The 20120-nt window shown below is 61.0% G+C and carries 19 protein-coding genes; 14 read left to right on the top strand and 5 right to left on the bottom strand.

What is annotated here, in order from left to right; all coding sequences use genetic code 11:
* Positions 1-107: 107 nt before the first annotated feature.
* The 3 genes from pcaF to PH558_RS06220 all read right to left on the bottom strand — a co-directional run bounded on the left by pcaF (position 108) and on the right by PH558_RS06220 (position 2820).
* Positions 108-1313, bottom strand: coding sequence for a 3-oxoadipyl-CoA thiolase (gene pcaF, locus PH558_RS06210; RefSeq protein ID WP_285202766.1), 1206 nt, complete (start codon positions 1311-1313; stop codon positions 108-110).
* A gap of 113 nt (positions 1314-1426) precedes the next feature.
* Complete coding sequence (locus PH558_RS06215) at positions 1427-2116, bottom strand: CoA transferase subunit B (RefSeq protein ID WP_095437128.1); 690 nt, start codon at positions 2114-2116, stop codon at positions 1427-1429.
* On the bottom strand, positions 2113-2820 hold the full coding sequence (locus tag PH558_RS06220) for a 3-oxoacid CoA-transferase subunit A (protein ID WP_285202767.1): 708 nt from the start codon (positions 2818-2820) through the stop codon (positions 2113-2115). The genes PH558_RS06215 and PH558_RS06220 overlap by 4 nt, the downstream gene beginning before the upstream one ends.
* Positions 2821-2969: 149 nt before the next feature.
* On the opposite strand from PH558_RS06220, the gene PH558_RS06225 reads away from it, so the two are divergent.
* Complete coding sequence (locus tag PH558_RS06225) at positions 2970-3725, top strand: IclR family transcriptional regulator (protein ID WP_285202769.1); 756 nt, start codon at positions 2970-2972, stop codon at positions 3723-3725.
* A 206-nt stretch (positions 3726-3931) separates the two neighbouring features.
* Here PH558_RS06225 and PH558_RS06230 read toward each other — a convergent pair whose 3' ends face one another.
* Positions 3932-4819 (bottom strand): helix-turn-helix domain-containing protein, encoded by an 888-nt coding sequence (locus PH558_RS06230; protein ID WP_285202770.1) that lies wholly within the window; start codon positions 4817-4819, stop codon positions 3932-3934.
* 113 nt (positions 4820-4932) lie between these two features.
* Here PH558_RS06230 and pobA point away from each other — a divergent pair, with 113 nt between their 5' ends.
* Positions 4933-6105: a 4-hydroxybenzoate 3-monooxygenase gene (pobA, locus tag PH558_RS06235; RefSeq protein WP_285202772.1), complete on the top strand. Its 1173-nt coding sequence runs from the start codon at positions 4933-4935 to the stop codon at positions 6103-6105.
* Between the two features lie 8 nt (positions 6106-6113).
* Here pobA and pcaQ read toward each other — a convergent pair whose 3' ends face one another.
* Positions 6114-7040 carry a pca operon transcription factor PcaQ gene (pcaQ, locus tag PH558_RS06240; protein WP_285202773.1) on the bottom strand — a complete coding sequence of 309 codons (927 nt, stop codon included), beginning with the start codon at positions 7038-7040 and terminating at the stop codon, positions 6114-6116.
* Between the two features lie 94 nt (positions 7041-7134).
* On the opposite strand from pcaQ, the gene pcaD reads away from it, so the two are divergent.
* The 12 genes from pcaD to PH558_RS06300 all read left to right on the top strand — a co-directional run bounded on the left by pcaD (position 7135) and on the right by PH558_RS06300 (position 19992).
* Entirely contained in the window at positions 7135-7941 is an 807-nt protein-coding gene (pcaD, locus tag PH558_RS06245) for a 3-oxoadipate enol-lactonase (protein WP_095437122.1), read from the top strand.
* Entirely contained in the window at positions 7941-8345 is a 405-nt protein-coding gene (pcaC, locus tag PH558_RS06250) for a 4-carboxymuconolactone decarboxylase (RefSeq protein ID WP_285202774.1), read from the top strand. Before pcaD ends, pcaC begins: the two co-directional genes overlap by 1 nt.
* 12 nt (positions 8346-8357) lie before the next feature.
* Complete coding sequence (gene pcaH / locus PH558_RS06255; protein ID WP_285202775.1) at positions 8358-9107, top strand: protocatechuate 3,4-dioxygenase subunit beta; 750 nt, start codon at positions 8358-8360, stop codon at positions 9105-9107.
* The gene (pcaG, locus tag PH558_RS06260; RefSeq protein ID WP_285202777.1) at positions 9107-9721 is read left to right on the top strand and encodes a protocatechuate 3,4-dioxygenase subunit alpha; all 615 of its coding nucleotides are present in this window, start codon (positions 9107-9109) and stop codon (positions 9719-9721) included. Before pcaH ends, pcaG begins: the two co-directional genes overlap by 1 nt.
* A gap of 3 nt (positions 9722-9724) precedes the next feature.
* Complete coding sequence (locus PH558_RS06265) at positions 9725-10798, top strand: 3-carboxy-cis,cis-muconate cycloisomerase (protein ID WP_285202778.1); 1074 nt, start codon at positions 9725-9727, stop codon at positions 10796-10798.
* Positions 10799-10923: 125 nt separating this feature from the next.
* The gene (locus PH558_RS06270; RefSeq protein ID WP_095437117.1) at positions 10924-12096 is read left to right on the top strand and encodes an ABC transporter substrate-binding protein; all 1173 of its coding nucleotides are present in this window, start codon (positions 10924-10926) and stop codon (positions 12094-12096) included.
* Positions 12097-12188: 92 nt separating this feature from the next.
* A complete protein-coding gene (locus PH558_RS06275; RefSeq protein ID WP_113350640.1) occupies positions 12189-13052 on the top strand; it encodes a branched-chain amino acid ABC transporter permease in 864 nt (287 codons plus the stop codon).
* 34 nt (positions 13053-13086) lie between these two features.
* A complete protein-coding gene (locus tag PH558_RS06280; protein ID WP_446740112.1) occupies positions 13087-14058 on the top strand; it encodes a branched-chain amino acid ABC transporter permease in 972 nt (323 codons plus the stop codon).
* Entirely contained in the window at positions 14055-14819 is a 765-nt protein-coding gene (locus tag PH558_RS06285) for an ABC transporter ATP-binding protein (RefSeq protein WP_285202782.1), read from the top strand. The genes PH558_RS06280 and PH558_RS06285 overlap by 4 nt, the downstream gene beginning before the upstream one ends.
* Entirely contained in the window at positions 14800-15516 is a 717-nt protein-coding gene (locus tag PH558_RS06290) for an ABC transporter ATP-binding protein (RefSeq protein WP_095437113.1), read from the top strand. The genes PH558_RS06285 and PH558_RS06290 overlap by 20 nt, the downstream gene beginning before the upstream one ends.
* A 220-nt stretch (positions 15517-15736) precedes the next feature.
* A complete protein-coding gene (locus tag PH558_RS06295) occupies positions 15737-19381 on the top strand; it encodes a hydantoinase B/oxoprolinase family protein (protein WP_285203780.1) in 3645 nt (1214 codons plus the stop codon).
* A gap of 83 nt (positions 19382-19464) precedes the next feature.
* Positions 19465-19992, top strand: coding sequence for a winged helix DNA-binding protein (locus tag PH558_RS06300; protein ID WP_285202786.1), 528 nt, complete (start codon positions 19465-19467; stop codon positions 19990-19992).
* The last annotated feature ends 128 nt before the right edge of the window (positions 19993-20120 follow it).

A 20120-nucleotide genomic window follows, 5' to 3' on the forward strand; every position in this document is an offset into this window, starting at 1 on the left:
TCCAGATTTTATCGTTGGTTGCAGCCTTCAATGACCTGGTGTCGGGTTTCGCCCGTGAGCATGGTCCGCCGCGCATGTAGCGCCGGACCCCCGTCTGTTCGCAACGATTAGACCCGTTCCAGCGCGATGGCGATGCCCTGGCCGACGCCGATGCACATGGTCGACAGCGAATAACGGCCGGCGGTTTCCTTCAGCTCCAGAGCTGCAGTGCCGGTGATGCGGGCACCGGACATGCCAAGCGGATGTCCAAGCGCGATGGCGCCGCCATTACGGTTGACGCGGGCATCGTCATCGGCAATGCCGAGTTCACGTAACACGGCAAGCCCCTGCGAAGCGAAGGCTTCGTTCAATTCGATGACGTCGAACTGTTCCTGGCGCATGTCGAGGCGAGCCATCAGCTTGCGCGAGGCGGGAACTGGACCGATCCCCATGATGCGCGGGGGAACACCGGCGGCTGCACCGCTGAGAATGCGGGCAATCGGCGTCAGGCCATATTTCCGGGCAGCCGCTTCTGAAGCAATGATGAGCGCGGCAGCGCCATCGTTGACGCCGGAGGCGTTGCCGGCCGTCACCGTGCCGCCTTCCTTCTTGAAAGGCGTGCCGAGCTTGGCAAGCGCTTCCATCGAGGTTGCGCGCGGATGCTCGTCCTTGCCGACGATAACCGGATCGCCCTTGCGCTGCGGGATTGTGACTGAGGTGATCTCCTTGGCAAGCCGGCCGTTCTCCTGCGCTGCCGCAGCCTTTGCCTGCGAGCGGACGGCAAAGGCGTCCTGATCTTCGCGAGTGACCTTGTAATCTTCGGCGACGTTCTCGCCGGTTTCCGGCATGGAGTCGACGCCATACTGCTTCTTCATGACAGGATTGACGAAGCGCCAGCCGATGGTGGTGTCGTAGATCTCGGCATTGCGCGAAAAGGCGCTTTCGGCCTTGGGAATGACGAAAGGCGCTCGCGACATGCTTTCGACGCCACCAGCGATCATGATGTCGGCCTCGCCGGCGCGGATGGCGCGGGCAGCTGTGATGACGGCATCCATGCCCGAGCCGCAAAGCCGGTTGATCGTCGTCCCGGGCACCGAAATCGGCAGGCCGGCCAGCAGGCCTGCCATGCGCGCGACGTTGCGATTGTCTTCGCCCGCCTGGTTGGCGCAGCCGTAGATAACATCGTCGATGGCTTCCCAGTCGACCGAGCCGTTACGCTCGATTAGTGCCTTCAGCGGCACGGCGCCGAGATCGTCGGCGCGGACGGAAGAAAGCGATCCGCCGAAGCGGCCGATTGGAGTGCGGATATAGTCACAGATGAAGGCTTCCGTCATGATCTTCTCCCTATGGCATGGCGCGCAAAAACGAGCAGCGGATTGCGACAACGACATGCGAAATATTATAAGCTTAAAGCATCGAGCGCGAATCTGAAAGATCGCAACGAGCTTTAGAGCGTCGGCACGATCAGGTCGGCAACCGGGCCGTCTGTATGGAGCGGCGCGCCGGTCATCGCCTGCAGCTCGTCCATCGTCATGGCGGCGAGCTTTTCACGGACGACGAAGCCTTCCTTGGCAATGTCGATGACCGCATGGCTCGTATAGATGCGGGTAATGCAGCCGACGCCGGTCAGCGGGAAGGTGCAGGCCTCCACCAGTTTTGGCTTGCCGTCCTTGGTCACATGTTCGGTGATGACGAAAACCTGCTTGGCGCCATGGACCAGATCCATGGCCCCGCCGACGGCGGGCACACCCTTCGAGCCGACGCGCCAGTTGGCGAGGTCGCCATTTTGCGCCACCTGATAGGCACCGAGGATCGCGACATCCAGATGGCCGCCGCGTACCATGGCGAAACTATCGGCATGATGAAAGAAGGAGGCGCCGGGCTTCAGCGTCACGGCCTTCTTGCCGGCGTTGATCAGATCCCAATCTTCCTCGCCTTCCGCCGGCGGCTCGCCGAAATTCAGGATGCCGTTTTCAGTGTGGAAGATCGCCTGACGGCCCGGAGGCTGGTAGCGGGCGACCATTTCCGGAAAACCGATGCCGAGGTTCACATAGGCGCCGTCTTCGATATCCTGTGCCGCGCGCCAGGCGATCTGGGCGTTGGAGAGCTTGATGTCTTCGCGTGTGTCGATGGTCATACGTAGGCCACTCCGGCTCGAATGAGATTTTCTTCCTGCTGCGGATCGGTGACCTGAACGACGCCGTTGACGAAGATGCCGGGGGTAACGATGTGCTCGGGATCGAGCTCGCCGGCGGCAACGATTTTCGAGACCTGCGCGATCGTCTTGGTGGCGGCCATGCACATCAGCGGATTAAAATTGCGGCCAGCCTTGTTGTAGATGAGATTGCCCTGCACATCGCCGACTTCAGCTTTGACAATGGCGAAATCGGCCTTGAGCCAGCGCTCCTGAACATAGTGGCGGCCGTCGAATTCTGCGATGACCTTGCCGTTGGCAAGCTCGGTGCCATAGGCGGTCGGGGTGTAGAAAGCCGGAATGCCGGCGCCGCCGGCGCGGATACGTTCGGCAAGAGTGCCCTGAGGCACCAGTTCCAGCTCGATTTCGCCCGCCAGATAACGGTCCGTGAAGGCGCGCGGATCGGATGAACGCGGGAAGGAGCAGATCATCTTTCTGACCATGCCCGCGTCGATCATCGCTGCGATGCCGATACGCCCGTTGCCGGCATTGTTATTGATGACGGTCAGGTTCTTCGGGCCTTTGTCGATCAGCGCATGGATGAGCTCGATCGGCGCGCCGGAGCCGCCAAAGCCGCCGATCATGACGGTCGCGCCATCGCCGATGTCCGAGACGGCAGCCGCCGCGCTCGCGATTGTCTTATCCATGCGGAAACTCCCACTTGCCATGCGGGCGGACCAAGGCGCCCCCGTCCTCTTTCTTTCGAATAAATCAGCACGGGCTGGACGGCAATCAATTTGTGCGTTATTTGACTTTTGTTCATATATCGCACAAAGGCATAAAGTTTGGAGGGGCTATGCGCGAAACGGATTTCGTCAGCGGCTTTGCCAGGGGATTGAAAGTCATCGAAGCCTTCGGCGAGACGCGGCAGCGCCTGACGATCGCCGAGGCATCGAAGTTGACCGGGCTCGATCGTGCCACGGTGCGCCGTTCGCTGCTGACGCTCTCCGAACTTGGCTATGCTGTTTATGACGGCAAATTCTTCACGCTGACGCCGAAGATACTCAGGCTCGGTCACGCCTATCTGGCTGCGACGCCGCTGCCGATCATTATCCAGCCGCATCTCGATCAGCTTGCCGAGCGCGCCGGGCAGAATGCGTCAGCCTCGGTGCTCGATGGCACGGAGGTCGTCTACATCGCCCGCGCCTCGCAGCGCCGCGTGATGTCGATCAATCTGACGCCAGGCAGCCGCCTCCCGGCCTTCTGCGCCTCGATGGGCCGTGTGCTGCTCGCGGCCCTGCCGGAAAGCGAGGCGCGCTCCGTGCTTAGGCGAACTGATCTCAAGGCGAACACGCCGAATACCAAGACCGATCCCGAAGAGTTGATGGCCGAGTTCCGCCGGGTGAGGGAGCAGGGCTATGCCGTTATCGATCAGGAGCTGGAAATCGGCCTTTGCTCGATTGCCGTGCCGGTCGAAAACGATCGCGGCCAGACCGTGGCGGCGATCAATATCGGTGCTCCGGCTGCCTATGTTGCGGCTTCCGACATGGCCGAACAGTTTCTGCCACTGCTGAAAGAGACGCAAAAGGCGCTGCGGCTGGTGCTGCCGTAGCTTTTGTATTTTCGGGGTCATCCTCGTCCTTCGAGGCTCCGCCTTCGGCTGTGCACCTCTGGATGAGGATGGAGCATGCTCGATGCTCGATATGCTTTGAAGCCTCTTTTTGGTGAGGCGAGAAGATTAGCCCTCATGCTGAGGAGGTCCTCAGGGCCGTCTCGAAGCACGAGGGCGGGTGGCTGCCCGCGATCCAGATTGCCAGCTCACATTCCCAGCCTCTCGCGCTCCTCGATGCGCCAGGCGCGCGGCGTCTGACCGGTCTGTTTCATGAAGAAGCGCGAGAAATAGGCGGGATCGGCAAAGCCGAGCCGATAGCTGATTTCCTGGACGGTGGCGAAGGTGAAGACCAGTTCGCGCTTGGCCTCATCCAGCAGCTTGCGTGTGATCAGCTCGTGCGCACCGTGCCCGGTTTTGCTGCGAACAATGCGGCTGAGATGGGCTGGCGAGATGCCGAGGCTCTCGGCGTAGAAGGCGGCCGGCTTGTGGGAGCGGAAGTGACGCTGGATTAGGCCCTGCAGCATCTCCATGCGGCGCTCGCTTTCGTCGCCCGGATTGGATTCCTCATCAGCCTTTTGGGCGATGCGGGCTGTCAGCAGCAAGGCCGAAGTCAGATAGGCATCCAGCAGATCGTTGCGGCCGTTGCGCTGGTTCGCAAATTCCTCCCCCAGGCGTCTCAACGTGCTGGCGACATGAGCGGCATCTTCGTCGCGGACGTCGAGCAAAGTCAGATGCGGCTCGGCAAGCCATGTTCCGAGCCGGCTGCGGTCACCGGGAGACGCCTTCAGATGCGAGATCAGCACCGTGATGACAAAGCCGTCTATATCTCGCGAAAAGCGGAAGCCGTGATTGAGGCGAGGCGGCACGGTAATGACGGCGGGCGGCGTTATGGCATGGGGAGTTCCGTCAAAGATGGCATCGCCGGATCCGGCATCTATGTACAAGATCTGGAAAAAGCTCTCATGCCGGTGTGGGCGGATCTCCCAGTGATGGAGGCTGCTGCGGGACGGAATTGTTTCGCAATGCAGCCAGAAATCCGGCTTCCGGCCGGTATTTTCGCCATAGAGCTCATAGATCGGCACGTTCTTCGTCATGGCACTCCTCGCTCACCATGTTCGATTTGTGCAATTTCATGACCGAAATGTCCATTGCGGACTTGCCTCGCGCCGAAGAGACTTGAGGCAAGAAATATGCATGGGAGGAGACAATGCGCACTCAAGTCGCCATTATCGGTTCGGGGCCGTCTGGGCTGCTGCTCGGCCAGCTGCTCACGGAAGCCGGCATCGACAATGTCATTCTCGATCGGGTCGGCAAGGATTATATTCTCGGCCGCGTGCGCGCCGGCGTTCTGGAGGAAGGCACCGTCCGCCTGCTGGATCAGGCGAAGTCCGCCACGCGCCTGCATGCCGAGGGCTTACCGCATGATGGCTTCTCGCTCGCCTTCGACGGCCGCGATCATCGCATCGACCTTCATGGTCTCACCGGCGGCAAACGGGTCGTCATCTATGGTCAGACGGAGATGACCCGTGACCTGATGGCTCGCCGCGAGGAAAGCGGCGCTCCAACCATCTACAGCGCCGCCAATGTCCAGCCGCACGGCTTCGATGGCGATACGCCCTACCTGACCTACGAGAAGGACGGAATTTCGCATCGCATCGATTGCGATTTCATTGCCGGCTGCGACGGCTTCCATGGCGTCAGCCGCAAATCGGTTCCGGAAAAGGCGATCCGCAATTTCGAGAAGGTCTATCCCTTCGGCTGGCTTGGCGTGCTGGCGGAGGTGGTGCCCGTCAATCATGAGCTGATCTATGCCAATCATCCGCGCGGATTTGCGCTATGCTCCATGCGGTCGATGACGCGCAGCCGCTACTACATTCAGTGTCCGCTCGACGAGAAGGTCGAGGGCTGGAGCGACGACCGCTTCTGGGATGAACTGCGCCGCCGGCTGCCGGCCCATCATGCCGAGGCGCTGGTGACGGCGCCGTCCTTCGAGAAATCGATCGCGCCGCTTCGCTCCTTCGTGGCTGAACCGATGCGTTTCGGCCGCCTCTTCCTTGTCGGCGATGCCGCCCATATCGTGCCGCCGACCGGCGCCAAGGGGCTCAATCTGGCGGCGAGCGACGTGCATTACCTGTTTTCGGGTCTCTCCGAGCATTATCATGATCGCTCGAATGCTGGACTGGAGGCCTATTCCGCCCGCGCGCTTGCCCGGGTCTGGAAGGCGGTGCGCTTTTCCTGGTGGATGACGACGATGATGCATCGCTTTCCCGATACAAATGATTTCGACCAGAAGATCCAGGAAGCCGAGCTCGATTATCTCACCCATTCGCGCGCTGCATCGACTGCGCTTGCCGAGAATTATGTCGGTCTACCGTTCTGAGCGAGCTTTTAGAGCTTCTTGGCGACCTCGCTAGCCGCCTCGCGGATCGTCTGCATCAGGATCGACAAGGGAAGGGTGGGGATGGCGTCGGTGCGCATGGTCAAGCCCACCGGTCCCTTCGTTTCGCCGGTATCGATCGGCAGAAGTGCCAATAGTCCGTCCTCGACATCGCCGGCAACGACGCCGGCCGAGATGATCCAGATGGCATCGCTCGATCGCACGAAGGCGCGGCCGAAGGAGTCGGACACGGTTTCGATCTGATTGGGCAGTCCGCCGGCGCCGTTGGCAATCAGAAAGCTCTCGACAAAGGGTCGGATGATCGAGCCGCGCGTCGGCATCAGGACCGTATAGCGATTGAGATCGGAAAACAGCGATTGCCTTTCGGACAGCAGCGGATGGCCGGCCCGGACGGCGAAGATGACCTGTTCGGAATAGAGGTGCTCGAAAGAAAAGCCCGTCATCTTGTCGGGGCTCGCCAATCGGCCGACGACGAGATCGAGATCGCCGATGCGCAATTGCTCCAGAAGGACGGCGTTTTCGCCTGTCACGATCTTGATGCGGCTCCAGGTCTCCTCCTTGAGAAACAATTCCATCGCCCGTGGCATGATCCGCGTCGAAACCGTCGGCAGCGCGCCGACGCGGATCGGCGGTGCTTCGCCGGAGCGCTCCTGCGAGACGGAATCGAGGCCTTGACGCAGTGCTGTCAGCGCTGCGCCGGCATGGCGGAGAAAGACTTCGCCGTAGCGGGTAATGCGGATGCCCCGCCCGTCGCGCTCGAAGACGGCGACGCCGAGCGCCTCTTCCAGCTCGCGGATCGTCTTCGTCACCGCCGGCTGGCTGACATTCAGCAGCCCCGCCGCCTTGATCACGCTTTTCTGGCGCGCAACCTCGACAAAGGTCTGCAGATGGCGGAACTTGATGCGTGCGTCGAGCATGCTCACTCATAACCATGGAGTTATCGTAGAGCAAAGAAATATCATTTTACCTAACCAGATTATACATCCAATCTCGCGGTCGAGGAGATTTCCAGTGCAGTTTGCCCGCATCAACGACGTCACGATCCATTATCAGATCATCGGCGGCCCCGCCGACAAGCCGGTTCTTGTCTTTGCCAATTCGCTTGGCACCGATTTCCGGATCTGGCGGGATGTGATCGTGCGGCTCGCCGGCGATTTCGCCATCGTGCTTTACGACAAGCGCGGCCATGGTCTCTCCGATCTCGGTCAGATGCCTTATTCCATCGAAGATCACGCCACCGACCTTGCCGGCCTGCTCGATTTCCTCTCGGTCAAGAATGCCATTATCTGCGGCCTGTCGGTCGGCGGGCTGATCGCGCAGTCGCTCTATCAGCGGCGGCCGGATCTGGTGCGGGCGTTAATCCTCTGTGACACCGCGCACAAGATCGGCACGGCCGAGAGCTGGAATGCCCGCATCGCCAAGGTCGAGGCTGATGGTATCGAATCCATTGTCGATTCCATCATGGAGCGCTGGTTCACGTCCGCCTTCCGCCGGCCGGAAAACCTCGCCTATGCCGGCTATTGCAACATGCTGATCCGCCAGCCGGTTGCGGGCTACGCGGCTACCTGCGAGGCGCTTCGCGATGCCGATCTGACCGAGGCGGCCGCCAAGATCTCCGTGCCCACCATCTGCATCGTCGGTGATCAGGACGGTTCGACGCCGCCCGAGCTGGTGCTGTCGACGGCAAAGCTCATTCCGAATGCACGCTATGAAGTGATCAAGGACGCCGGCCATATCCCCTGCGTCGAGCAACCCGAGGCGTTGACCGAAGTCATCCGTGCCTTCATCGACGTCGTCCTGCGTGGAGAACAAGCCTGATGATTGATCCCACCGCGCCATCTGAGCGTTATCTTCAGGGCATGGCGACACGCCGCGCTGTGCTCGGCGACGGCCATGTCGATCGCGCCCAGCAGGCCGTGACCGATTTCGACCAGCCTTTCCAGGAGCTGATCACCGAGGCAGCCTGGGGGCATGTCTGGTCGCGCCCGACGCTCAGCCGGCGCGAGCGCTCCATCGTGACGATCGCGCTGCTGGCAGCCCTTGGTCAGGATGACGAGGTGGCCATGCATGTGCGCGCCACGCGCAACACCGGCGCGACGCGCGACGATATCTGCGAGGCGCTTCTGCATGTGGCGATCTATGCCGGTGTGCCGGCCGCAAACCACGCGATCAAGATCGCCAAGCAGGTTTTCGAACAGATGGACGCCGAGCAGGCGGCATGAAGCGAGGCAGACATGTCCGATAGAAGCAACAGCAAGCCCGAGACGGGCGCCTTTTTCGCCCGGGACCGCGCCTGGCATCCGCCAGCCTTTGCGCCCGGCTACAAGACCTCCGTGCTGCGCTCGCCCCAGCGCGCATTGCTCTCGCTCGACGGCACGATCTCGGAAATCACCGGGCCGGTCTTCGGCCATTCCATATTGAACGAGCTCGACAACGACCTGATCCATAATTTCGCCAAACCCGGCGAAAGCGCCATCGGTGAACGGATCATAGTGCATGGTCGTGTACTCGACGAGCGTGGCCGGCCGGTGCCGGGCGTGCTGCTCGAATTCTGGCAGGCCAATGCCGGCGGGCGCTATCGTCATAAGAAGGAAACCTATCTCGCCGCCATCGATCCGAATTTTGGCGGCTGCGGCCGCGCCATCACCGATGATGAAGGACACTATGCCTTCCGCACCATCCGTCCCGGCGCTTATCCCTGGCCGAACGGCGTCAACGATTGGCGCCCCGCGCATATTCACTTCTCCGTCTTTGGTCATGGCTTTGCGCAACGGCTGATCACGCAGATGTATTTCGAGGGCGATCCGATGATCTGGAAATGTCCGATCGTCGGCACGATCCCCGACAGACAAGCGATCGAGCAGCTGATTGCGCCGCTCGACTGGGGCAATACGATCCCGATGGATGCCCGCGCCTATAAATTCGATATCGTGCTGCGCGGTCGCCGTTCGACCCTGTTCGAAAACCGGCTGGAGGGCAATTGATGGTACAGGATCTCGGTTACCTCAAGGAAACGCCGTCGCAGACGGCAGGGCCTTACGTCCATATCGGCCTGACGCCGAATTACAGCGAGATCGGCGGCGTCTACGAAACCGACCTCGGCTCGATCATGGTCAACGACAAGACGCTCGGCGAGCGTATCACAGTGACGGGCAGGGTGCTCGACGGTGCTGGAGCGCCGGTCAAGGATGCCGTCCTCGAAATCTGGCAGGCCGACAGCGCCGGGCTTTATAACAGCCCGTCGGAGCTGCGCGGCACGGCTGATCCGAATTTTACCGGCTGGGGCCGCTGCCCGACCAATTCCACCGATGGCGTTTTCCGCTTCGAAACCATCAAGCCGGGCCGCGTTCCCTTCAAGGACGGCCGCAAGATGGCGCCGCATATCACCGTCTGGATCGTTGCGCGCGGTATCAATATTGGTCTGCACACGCGGATGTATTTTCCGGAAGAAACTGCCGCCAACGCGGAGGATCCCTTGCTTACTCGTATCGAACACAAGGAGCGCTTGGCAACGCTGATCGCTCACAAGGAAGGCTCCGTCTACACCTTCGACATCCATTTGCAGGGCGACAAAGAAACGGTTTTCCTCGATATATAGGCCATGAGCGTTTCTCCCTTCGATCATCCATTCCTGTCTGGCCTTCTCGGTGACGAGGAGATCGCGGCCTATTTCTCGGCCAAATCAGATATCCGCGCTATGCTCTCTTTCGAAGCGGCACTTGCCGAGGTCGAGGCGCGATATGGGCTGATCCCGCAGGATGCAGCTACGCATATCGCTAAGGTCTGCGCCAGTTTCGAGCCCGATCTGCCAAGCCTGAAGAAGGCAACGGCATCGGATGGTGTCGTCGTGCCGGATCTCGTTCGGCAACTGCGCAAGGCGGTCGGCGAGGATGCCGGCAAACATGTCCATTTCGGCGCCACCAGCCAGGATGTCATCGACACCAGCCTTATGCTGCGCCTGACGGCCGCCGCTTTCATTCTGAGCAACCGTCTCTTCGCCGTATCCTCCGCGCTCACCAAACTGGATGAGCGTTTCGGATCGAACCGGCTGATGGGTCGTACCCGGATGCAGGCGGCGATCCCAATCACAGTGTCCGATCGGCTGCGGGCTTGGCAGCATCCGCTCGATCAATATCGCGATCGGCTGACGCAGGAGAGTTTCCCGCTACAGTTCGGTGGGGCCGCCGGCACGCTGGAAAAATTCGGGCCGCAAGCGGTCGAAATCAGGAGCTCGCTGGCACAGGCGCTCGGCCTGACGGACGAGCCGCAGTGGCAGAGCCAAAGGGGGCGCATTGCCGAACTTGCCGGGCTCTTGTCCATGATCTCGGGCAGCCTCGGCAAGATCGGCCAGGATGTCGCACTTCTGACGCAGGCGGGCGACGAGATCGAGCTTGCCGGCGGCGGCGGTTCATCGGCGATGCCGCACAAACAAAACCCGGTCGCTGCCGAAACGCTGGTCACGTTTGCCCGCTTCAATGCGGTGCAGCTTTCGGGCATTCACCAGTCGCTGGTACACGAGCAGGAGCGCTCTGGCGCCGCCTGGACATTGGAATGGCTGCTATTGCCCCCTATGGTGGTGGCAACGGCAGCTTCGTTGCGCCACGCGTTGCAACTGGTCGGTTCGATCAAGCGCTTGGGAACGACAGCCGAGCAGGATATTCGTCGCCATTCATAACTGAATTGGTATGGAAGCAAGGTTTTATTTCATTTTACATCACCATTTCCCATGAGAAATTGGTGATGATCAGAATTTGAATGATCAAGGGCAGCTCAAAAAAACGGCTGCCGGGAGGAGAGAAAATGAAACGGTTTGTCTTGGCCGCTATCGCGGCCGTTGCTCTTGGCGGTGCTGCCTATGCCGATACTATTAAGATCGGCGTCATCGGTCCGTTTTCCGGCCCGTTCGCGCTGCAGGGCAAGAATTTCAAGGCCGGTATCGACGCCTATATGGCCGTCAACGGCAAGAAGGTCGGCAATGATGAGGTGGAGGTGATCTACCGCGACTTGCCGGCAGCTGATCCCGCCCAATCGAAGTCGCTCGCCCAGGAGCTCGTCGTCAAGGAGAAGGTTCAGTATCTCGCCGGCTTCTACTTTACCCCGGATGCGATGGCCGTAACACCGATCCTCAAGCAGGCCAATGTGCCCATGGTGATTTTCAATGCCGCGACGTCGGCGATCGTCACAAAGAGCCCGCTCGTCGTGCGCACGTCCTTTACCACCTGGCAGACCTCGACTCCGATCGCCAAGGTCGCCTTTGATGCCGGCGTGAAGAAGGTCATCTCCGTCGTCAGCGACTACGGTCCGGGCGTCGATGCCGAAAACGCCTTCAAGGCTGGCTTCGAAAAGCAGGGTGGCGAAGTGGTGCAGGCGATCCGTATGCCGCTCTCGACCAATGACTTCAGCCCGATCATGCAGCGCGTCAAGGATTCCGGTGCGCAGGGCGTCTTCGCCTTCCTGCCCTCCGGCCCGACCACGCTCGGCTTCGTCAAGGCCTATAATGAGAATGGCCTGAAGTCCGCCGGCATCAAGCTCTTTGCGCCGGGCGACCTGACGCAGGAGTCCGATCTGCCGGCGCTTGGCGATGCCGCGCTCGGCATGCAGACGACCTTTCATTACGCGATTTCGCATGACTCGCCCGAAAACAAAGCTTTCGTCGCCGCTGCCGACAAGGCGATCGGCAATCCGGCCGAACTGACCTTCCCGGCCGTGGGCGCCTTCGACGGCATGCATGTCATTTACAAGATGATCGAGGCGACCGGCGGCAAGCAGGATGCGCAGAAGGCCGTCGATGCCGTGAAGGGCCTGTCCTGGGTCAGCCCGCGCGGCCCCGTCACCATCGATCCGGAAAGCCGGCATATCACGCAGAACATCTATCTGCGCGAGGTCGCCAAGGGCGATGACGGCAAGTACTACAACAAGGAAATCCAGACCTTCGAGAAGCAGGGCGATCCCGGCCTTGCCGCCGTGAAGTAAGGCGCTTCCGAACCTGACGTGGCTGAGCGGAAGTGCCCGTTCAGCCACCTGATGAAAGCGGTCGCGCAACAACAACCGGACCAGCGATATCAATGCAAACCGTGCTCAGCATAGCAGTCGATGCCCTCGCTTACGGCATGGTGCTGTTCGTCATTTCCATCGGTCTCTCCGTCACCATGGGTTTGATGCGCGTCGTCAATCTGGCCCACGGCGCCTTTGCCATGATCGGCGGCTATATTGCCTCCTATGCCGCGAGGGATCTGGGGCTCGGCTATGGAGCGGCCGTATTGCTGGCGGTCGTCGGCACGGTCATCATCTCCATCCCGATCGAACGGCTGCTCTATCGGCGCATTTATGGTGCGCCTGAGTTGACGCAGGTGCTGATGACGATCGGCATCACCTTCTGCATCATCGGCATCGCCAATTATGTTTTCGGTCCGACTTTGAAGACCATCCCCTTGCCGGGCAGCCTGCAGGGCTCCGTCGATCTTGGCTTCCGCACCATCGGTACCCATCGTATCTTCGCGATCACCTGCGGCCTCATCGTCGCCCTGGCCTTGTGGTACACGATCGAGAAAACCTCCTTCGGTGTGAAGCTGCGCGCTTCCGTCGATAATGCCGCGATGGCGGCCGCTCTCGGCGTCAGGACGGAAATCGTCTATGCGGTCAGCTTCGCCATTGCCGTTGGGCTTGCTGCCTTCGGCGGTGTGGTGGGTGCGGAACTCCTGCCGGTCGAGCCTTATTATGCCCTGCGCTACATGGTGACGTTTCTCGTCGTCGTCTCGGTCGGCGGTGCCGGCTCCATCTCCGGCGCGCTGCTCGCCTGCCTCATCCTCGGCTGCATCGATACAACAGGCCGTTACCTCATGCCGGAATATGGGGAATTCTTCTTCTATCTGGCCGTCATTGCCATCGTCTGCGTCTTCCCGCGCGGCTTTGCCGGGAGAATGAAGTAACTTGGCGCTGACGTTTGAAAGAGAGGCCGCACCAATCGTGACCAGACATCGCACATTTGGGCAAGACCTGATCGCAGTCGCGGTCATCGTCGTCACAGCCGCCGCCGGCTACCTGTTGTTTCCGGATAATCTCGCTCTTCTCACGCGGCTGATCGCGATCGCGCTTCTCGTGCTGTCGCTCGATCTCATCACTGGCTATTGCGGCGTAGCGACGCTCGGCCACGCAGCTTTGTTCGGCGCCGGTGCCTACGCGGCCGGCATCGCATCCGCCCATTACGGCATCAACGATCCCTTGCTGATGACGCTTGCCGGAATCGTCGCCGGAGCCGTCGCGGGGCTTATCTGTGGCGTCGTCATCCTGAGAGCGCATGGATTGCCGCAGCTCGTGCTGTCGATCGCGCTGGTCTATCTGTTCCATGAGTTCGCCAACAAGGCATCGAGCTGGACAGGTGGCAGCGACGGTTTGTCGGGCATTTCAGCCGATCCGCTGTTCGGTGTTTTCGAGTTCGATCTTTACGGGCATACGGCCTACTTCTATGGCGTGGCGCTGCTGCTGATCGTGCTTGTGCTGCTGCGTTTCCTCGTGCGTTCGCCCTTCGGCATGCTGTGCCGCGGTATCCGCCAGGATCCGTTGCGCATCCGCGCCATGGGTGCATCGCCGAAAGTGGCGCTCATCAAGATGTATATGATTTCCGGCGCCGTTGCCGGTATCGGCGGCGCGCTGAACGCGATCTCGACGCAGGTCGTCGGCCTTGACAGCCTGTCTTTCACGCAATCAGCCGAGGCGCTGGTCATGCTCGTGCTCGGCGGCACCGGCTCGCTGTTCGGCGCCCTTGTCGGCACGCTGATCTTCATGCTCTTCGAGGATTATGTCTCCGCCGCCAACCCCTTCCATTGGCTGACGATCGTCGGCGCGCTTCTCATCCTCGTTGTTCTCTTCGCGCCCAAGGGCATCTACGGCACGGTCGCCGCTTATATGGCTCGCCGGCGGGAGGCGCAGGCATGAGCGCTATTTTCGAAGTCAGGAATCTGAAGAAGGCGTTCGGGGGTCTGACGGTGACTAACAATGTCAGCTTGTCGATGGCGCCGGGAGATCGCGTTGCTCTCATTGGCCCGAACGGCGCGGGTAAGACCAGCTTCGTCAATCTCGTTACTGGCAATCTGCAGGCGGATTCCGGCGAGGTCCGCATCGGCGGTCAGAACGTCAATAAGGTCGATGCTATCGGCCGGGTGAGGCGCGGGCTGGTGCGTTCGTTCCAGGTGACCAGGCTGTTTCAGGATATGACGCCGGCCGAGCATGTCGGCATGGCGGTGCTGCAGCGGATCGGCCGTTCCAGCCGCATGTTCGGCAATTTTCTCACTATGCACGATGTCATGACCGAAACGGAGGAACTGCTCGGCACACTCGGGCTTGCGTCCCTCGCGCATCGCAAAGTCAGCGAAATCGCCTATGGCCAGCAGCGCCTCTTGGAAATCGCCATCGCCATGGCCTTGAAGCCGAAGGTGCTTCTGCTCGACGAGCCTGCAGCCGGCGTGCCGCAGAGCGATACGGGCCGCATCGAGCAGGCGTTGGCCGATCTGCCCGCCGATCTCGCCGTGCTGATGATCGAGCATGACATGGACCTCGTTTTCCGTTTTGCCAAGCGCGTCGTGGTGCTCGCGGCCGGCACGATCATATTTGACGGATCGCCGAAAGACGTGACGCAGGATGCGCGCGTCCGCGAAGCCTATCTAGGGAGCTACGCCAATGCCGGCCACGCCGCTTGAAGTCGAAAATCTGTCGGCCGGCTATGGTCCGACACGGGTGCTGGAAGGCGTTTCCTTTTCCGTGCCGGCCGGCGGACGGCTCGCCGTGCTCGGCCGCAACGGCATGGGCAAGAGCACGCTGCTGGCCACCCTTGCTGGGCAGACCCGACGCTATGATGGCCGGATCCGGCTGGGCTCGTCCGACATCGCCGGCCTGCCGAGCGCCAGACGCGCCCATCACGGCCTCGGCTACGTGCCGCAGACGCGCGACGTCTTTCCGACGTTGACGGTGGAGGAAAATCTCTCGGTTGGGCTGAAGGGACGGTCGAAGAGCGCTTTGCAGGAGGCCTATGACATGTTTCCGCGCCTGAAGGAACGCCGCAGAAATTTGGGCAACCAGCTTTCCGGCGGCGAGCAGCAGATGCTGTCGACGGCCCGCACGATTCTCGGCCGTCCTTCCGTCCTGCTTCTCGACGAGCCGCTGGAGGGGCTTGCCCCCGTCATCTGCGAGGAGCTGATGGCCGCCTTCGCCAAGCTTGCCAAATCGGGCGATATGACGATCCTGCTGGTGGAACAACGCATTCAGAGCGCGCTGGATTTTGCCAGCGATGTCATCATTCTGGAGCGCGGCCGACTGGCCTGGAAGGGAACGCCCGAGGCGCTGGCTGCGGATCATGGTGCGGTCGAGCGTCTGCTCGGCGTCGGCGGTCTGCACTAGCGCCGGTTTTGGCAGCCGCTTCGCGCTCGCATTTCATGACGATTCATCGTTTCAGGAACGGTTGCGCCGCCGACCTAACGGGTCTGGATGATCGCGACTGGACTGTCGCTTCCCTCCTGCCAGTCCTACATGTCGGTGCCGAATGCGCCCGCATTCCGCAATTTATGTTGACGACAAAACGTTGACGATTTATCGATATATTATCATCGTTGTTGGCGTAATGCTGCTGGAGGCGGGCTTGTCAGAGAAGATTTCGGGTCGTTGGGATTTCTGGATCGATCGCGGCGGTACCTTTACCGACGTGGTCGGGCGCGATCCGTCTGGCACTCTTCACGCCCGCAAGGTCCTCTCGGAAAATCCCGAAGCTTACCGCGATGCAGCCGTTCATGGCATCCGCCTGCATCTTGGTCTCGGCAAAGGTGAGTCGGTTCCCGAAGGTGCGATCGGCGAGGTCCGCATGGGCACGACGGTCGCCACCAATGCGCTGCTCGAGCGCAAGGGCGAGCGCCTTGCTCTGGTGACGACGAAAGGTTTCCGCGATGCGCTGCGCATTGGCTATCAGGAGCGCAAGAAGATCTTCGCGACCGAGATCGTCAAGCCGGAAGCGCTTTACGAAGATGTTATCGAGATCGAGGAGCGGGTGCTTGCCGACGGCACCGTCGAACTGGCTCTGGATGAAAAAGCTGCGGAAGCTGCGCTGCGCGATCTCCTGGCTAGGGGTTACCGATCTGTCGCCATCGTCTTCATGCATGCCTATAAATTTCCGGCGCATGAGGCTGCGGTCGCGAGGATCGCCAGATCCGTTGGCTTCGAGCAGGTTTCGGTCAGTCATGAGGTCTCACCGCTGATCAAGCTCGTCGGCCGCGGCGATACGGCTGTCATCGACGCCTATCTGTCGCCGGTGCTCGGCCGCTACATCCGCCAGGTCTGCGATGAGCTCGATGTCGAGCGCACCGGCGCGCGCGTCATGTTCATGATGTCGTCAGGCGGATTGACGGCCGCCGACATGTTCCAGGGCAAGGACGCGATCCTTTCGGGTCCGGCTGGCGGCGTGGTCGGCCTTGCGAAAACCGGCGAGCAGGCGGGTTTTGCCAATGTCATTGGCTTCGACATGGGCGGCACCTCGACGGATGTGGCGCATTTCGATGGCGAATATGAGCGCGCCTTCGAGACGGAGGTGGCGGGCGTCCGCGTCCGTGCGCCGATGATGCTGATCCACACTGTCGCGGCCGGCGGCGGTTCGATCCTGCATTTCGATGGTGATCGCTTCCGCGTCGGCCCAGATTCTGCCGGCGCCTTTCCGGGTCCGGCCTGCTATCGCAATGGCGGTCCGCTGGCGGTCACCGATGCCAATGTCATGGCCGGCAAGCTGCTGCCGGAATTCTTCCCCTCCATTTTCGGACCCAACCAGGATCAGCCGCTCGATGTCGAGACGGTGCGGACCAAGTTCGCATCCCTCGCAGCCGAAATTGGCGATGGGCGAAGCCCGGAGGACGTTGCCGACGGCTTTATCCGCATCGCGGTTGCCAATATGGTCGAGGCGATCAAGAAAATCTCCGTGCAGCGCGGCTATGACGTGACGCGCTATGCGCTCAACTGCTTCGGCGGCGCCGGTGGCCAGCATGCCTGTCTGGTGGCCGATGCGCTCGGCATGAAGAGCATCCTTCTGCATCCGATGTCCGGCCTTCTCTCCGCCTATGGCATGGGCCTTGCCGATATCCGCGCAACGCGCCAGAAGGCACTCGGCGTTTCCCTCGATGATGCCGCACCTGCCGCCATCGCAGCGCTTGGCAGCGAACTGCGTGGCGAATGCGTGCCCGAATTGGAAGCCCAAGGTGTCGCAACGGCCGAGATCAAGACGGTCCAGCGCGCCCATATCCGCTATGCTGGCACCGATACGCTGCTGGCGGTCGAAACGACTTTCCCCGAGATCGACAAGCCCTCGCGGCTGCGCAGCCAATTCGAGACGCTGCACAAGCGCCGCTTCGGCTTCGTTGCCGAAGACAAGCCTCTGGTCGTGGAGGCCGTCGAAATTGAAACGATCGGCGGCGCTGCCGCCGATATCACAGTCGAGCTGGAGACGAGAGCCGAAGGTGAAGCCGAGGCTGTGAGGCGCACCTCCTTCTACTCCAACGGAGCAGGTCACGATGCGGCCGTCGTCCTGCGTCAGGCGATCAAGCCCGGCCAGACCGTGACCGGTCCGGCCATCATCATCGAGCCGAACCAGACGATCGTCATCGAGGACGGCTGGCAGGCGCAGCTGACCGCGAGGGATCATATCGTCCTCACGCGCATCAAGGCGCTGCCCGAGCGCAATGCCATCGGCACCAAGGCCGATCCCGTCATGCTGGAGATCTTCAACAATCTCTTCATGTCGATCGCTGAGCAGATGGGCATGACTCTGCAGAACACGGCCTATTCGGTCAACATCAAGGAACGGCTGGATTTCTCCTGCGCCGTCTTCGATGCGGAAGGCAATCTGGTTGCCAATGCGCCGCACATGCCGGTTCATCTGGGCTCGATGGATGCGTCGGTCGCAACCGCGATCCGCGAAAACGCCGTCATCCATCCGGGCGACGTCTTCCTCATCAATGCGCCCTATAATGGCGGCACGCATCTGCCTGACCTCACGGTCTGTACCCCGGTCTTTGATGATGCCGGTCAGAAGATCCGCTTCTGGGTCGCCAGCCGCGGCCATCACGCCGATATCGGCGGCATTTCGCCGGGATCGATGTCGCCACTTGCCACCCATATCGAGGAGGAAGGCGTCTATATCGACAATTTCAAGCTGCTCGATCGCGGCCGCTTCTGTGAAGCGGAGCTTACCAAGCTTTTGACGGGCGCCCGCTATCCCGTGCGCACGCTGGCGCAGAATATCAACGATCTCAAGGCCCAGGTCGCCGCCAATGAAAAGGGCGTCGCCGAGCTGAAAAAGATGATCACGCTCTTCGGCGAAGATGTCGTCGACGCCTATATGGGTCATGTTCAGGATAATGCAGCGGAAAGCGTGCGCCGGGTCCTCGATCGTCTGTCGGACGGCGAATTCAGCTACGAAATGGATCAGGGCTGCAAGATCGTCGTCAAGATCTCGATCAACAAGGACAAGCGCGAGGCGACGGTCGATTTCACCGGCACGTCCGCGCAGCGCCCGGACAATTTCAATGCGCCGCAGCCCGTCACACGCGCCGCCGTCCTCTATGTCTTCCGTGTGCTCGTCGAGGCCGATATTCCGATGAATGCCGGCTGCCTCCGCCCGATCCGCATCATTATCCCCGAAGGCACGATGCTGACGCCGGAATATCCGGCCGCCGTCGTTGCCGGCAATGTCGAGGTCAGCCAGGCCGTGACCAACTGCCTGTTCGGCGCGGTCGAGGCGCTTGCCGCAGCTCAGGGTACGATGAACAACCTGACCTTCGGCAACGATGTCTATCAGTACTACGAGACGATCTGCTCCGGTGCGCCGGCAGGACCGGGCTTCAATGGCGCTGACGCTGTCCACACGCATATGACCAACTCGCGTCTCACCGATCCCGAAATCCTCGAGACGCGCTTCCCGGTGGTGCTGGAGGATTTCCACATTCGTCCGAACTCCGGCGGCCGCGGCAAATGGAACTCCGGCAACGGCACGCAACGCACGATCCGCACACGTGAGAAGTTGGAGTTCGCGGTCCTGTCGGGCCATCGGCGCGTGGCACCCTTCGGCATCAAGGGCGGCGAAGCAGGACAGACCGGTCGCAATTATGTCCGTCGCAACGATGGCAGGATTGAAGAACTGATCGGCTCGGCCCATACCGTGCTTGAGGCCGGTGAAGCCTTCACAGTAGTCACTCCCACAGGCGGCGGCTACGGAAAGCGGGACAAATAGGAACCGAGCACAGGAGCCGAGCGGCTATTGACGTTCGGCCCATGAATCTGCCGAGCTTTGGTCCGGTTCGAAGGAGTTTTCAGGTGACGTCCGAGGAAAAGAGTAAGCGACGCGAATTGATCGTATCGTCGGCACATCTGGCAGGCGGCAGCTCGCCGGCTCTGTCGGAGCTGGAATACGGGTCGATCCTCTTTTCCCATGCCTTCAATCGGTGGCTGGTGCGCTGCATGGCAGCGGCCGGCGTGCCTGGCCTTTCGCCGGTCGAGATCTTGATCATCCATTCCGTGCGGCATCGCGACCGGCCGAAAACGCTCGCCGATCTCTGTCTCGTCCTCGATATCGAAGATACGCATGTCGCCAATTATGCCATCAAGAAGCTCGAGGCGGCTGGCCTCGTCAAGAGCGGCAAGGCCGGCAAGGAAAAGACCATCCGGGTCACCGATAAGGGACTGGACGCGCTGAAGCGCTATACCGAAATTCGCGAGCGGCTACTGGTTGAGGCAACGAAAGTATCGGGTCTCTCGCAAGACGATCTCTCCGATATCGCTTCGCATCTCAGGGCATTGTCTGGTTATTACGAACAGGCGGCACGTTCGGCCGCCACGCTCTAGGATAGAAGCGCGCAAGTCTCGGACAAATCTTCTCAGTCTCTCGCAAAGGTTCGCATTTCGTTGCGGTCTAATATAGATTAGCCCATCAGAACCACGCGCAAATTCCCGCCTCTTATCTATTCTGCCAT

This window comes from Rhizobium pantanalense, assembly GCF_030182525.1.
In the GTDB taxonomy this organism is placed as follows: domain Bacteria; phylum Pseudomonadota; class Alphaproteobacteria; order Rhizobiales; family Rhizobiaceae; genus Rhizobium.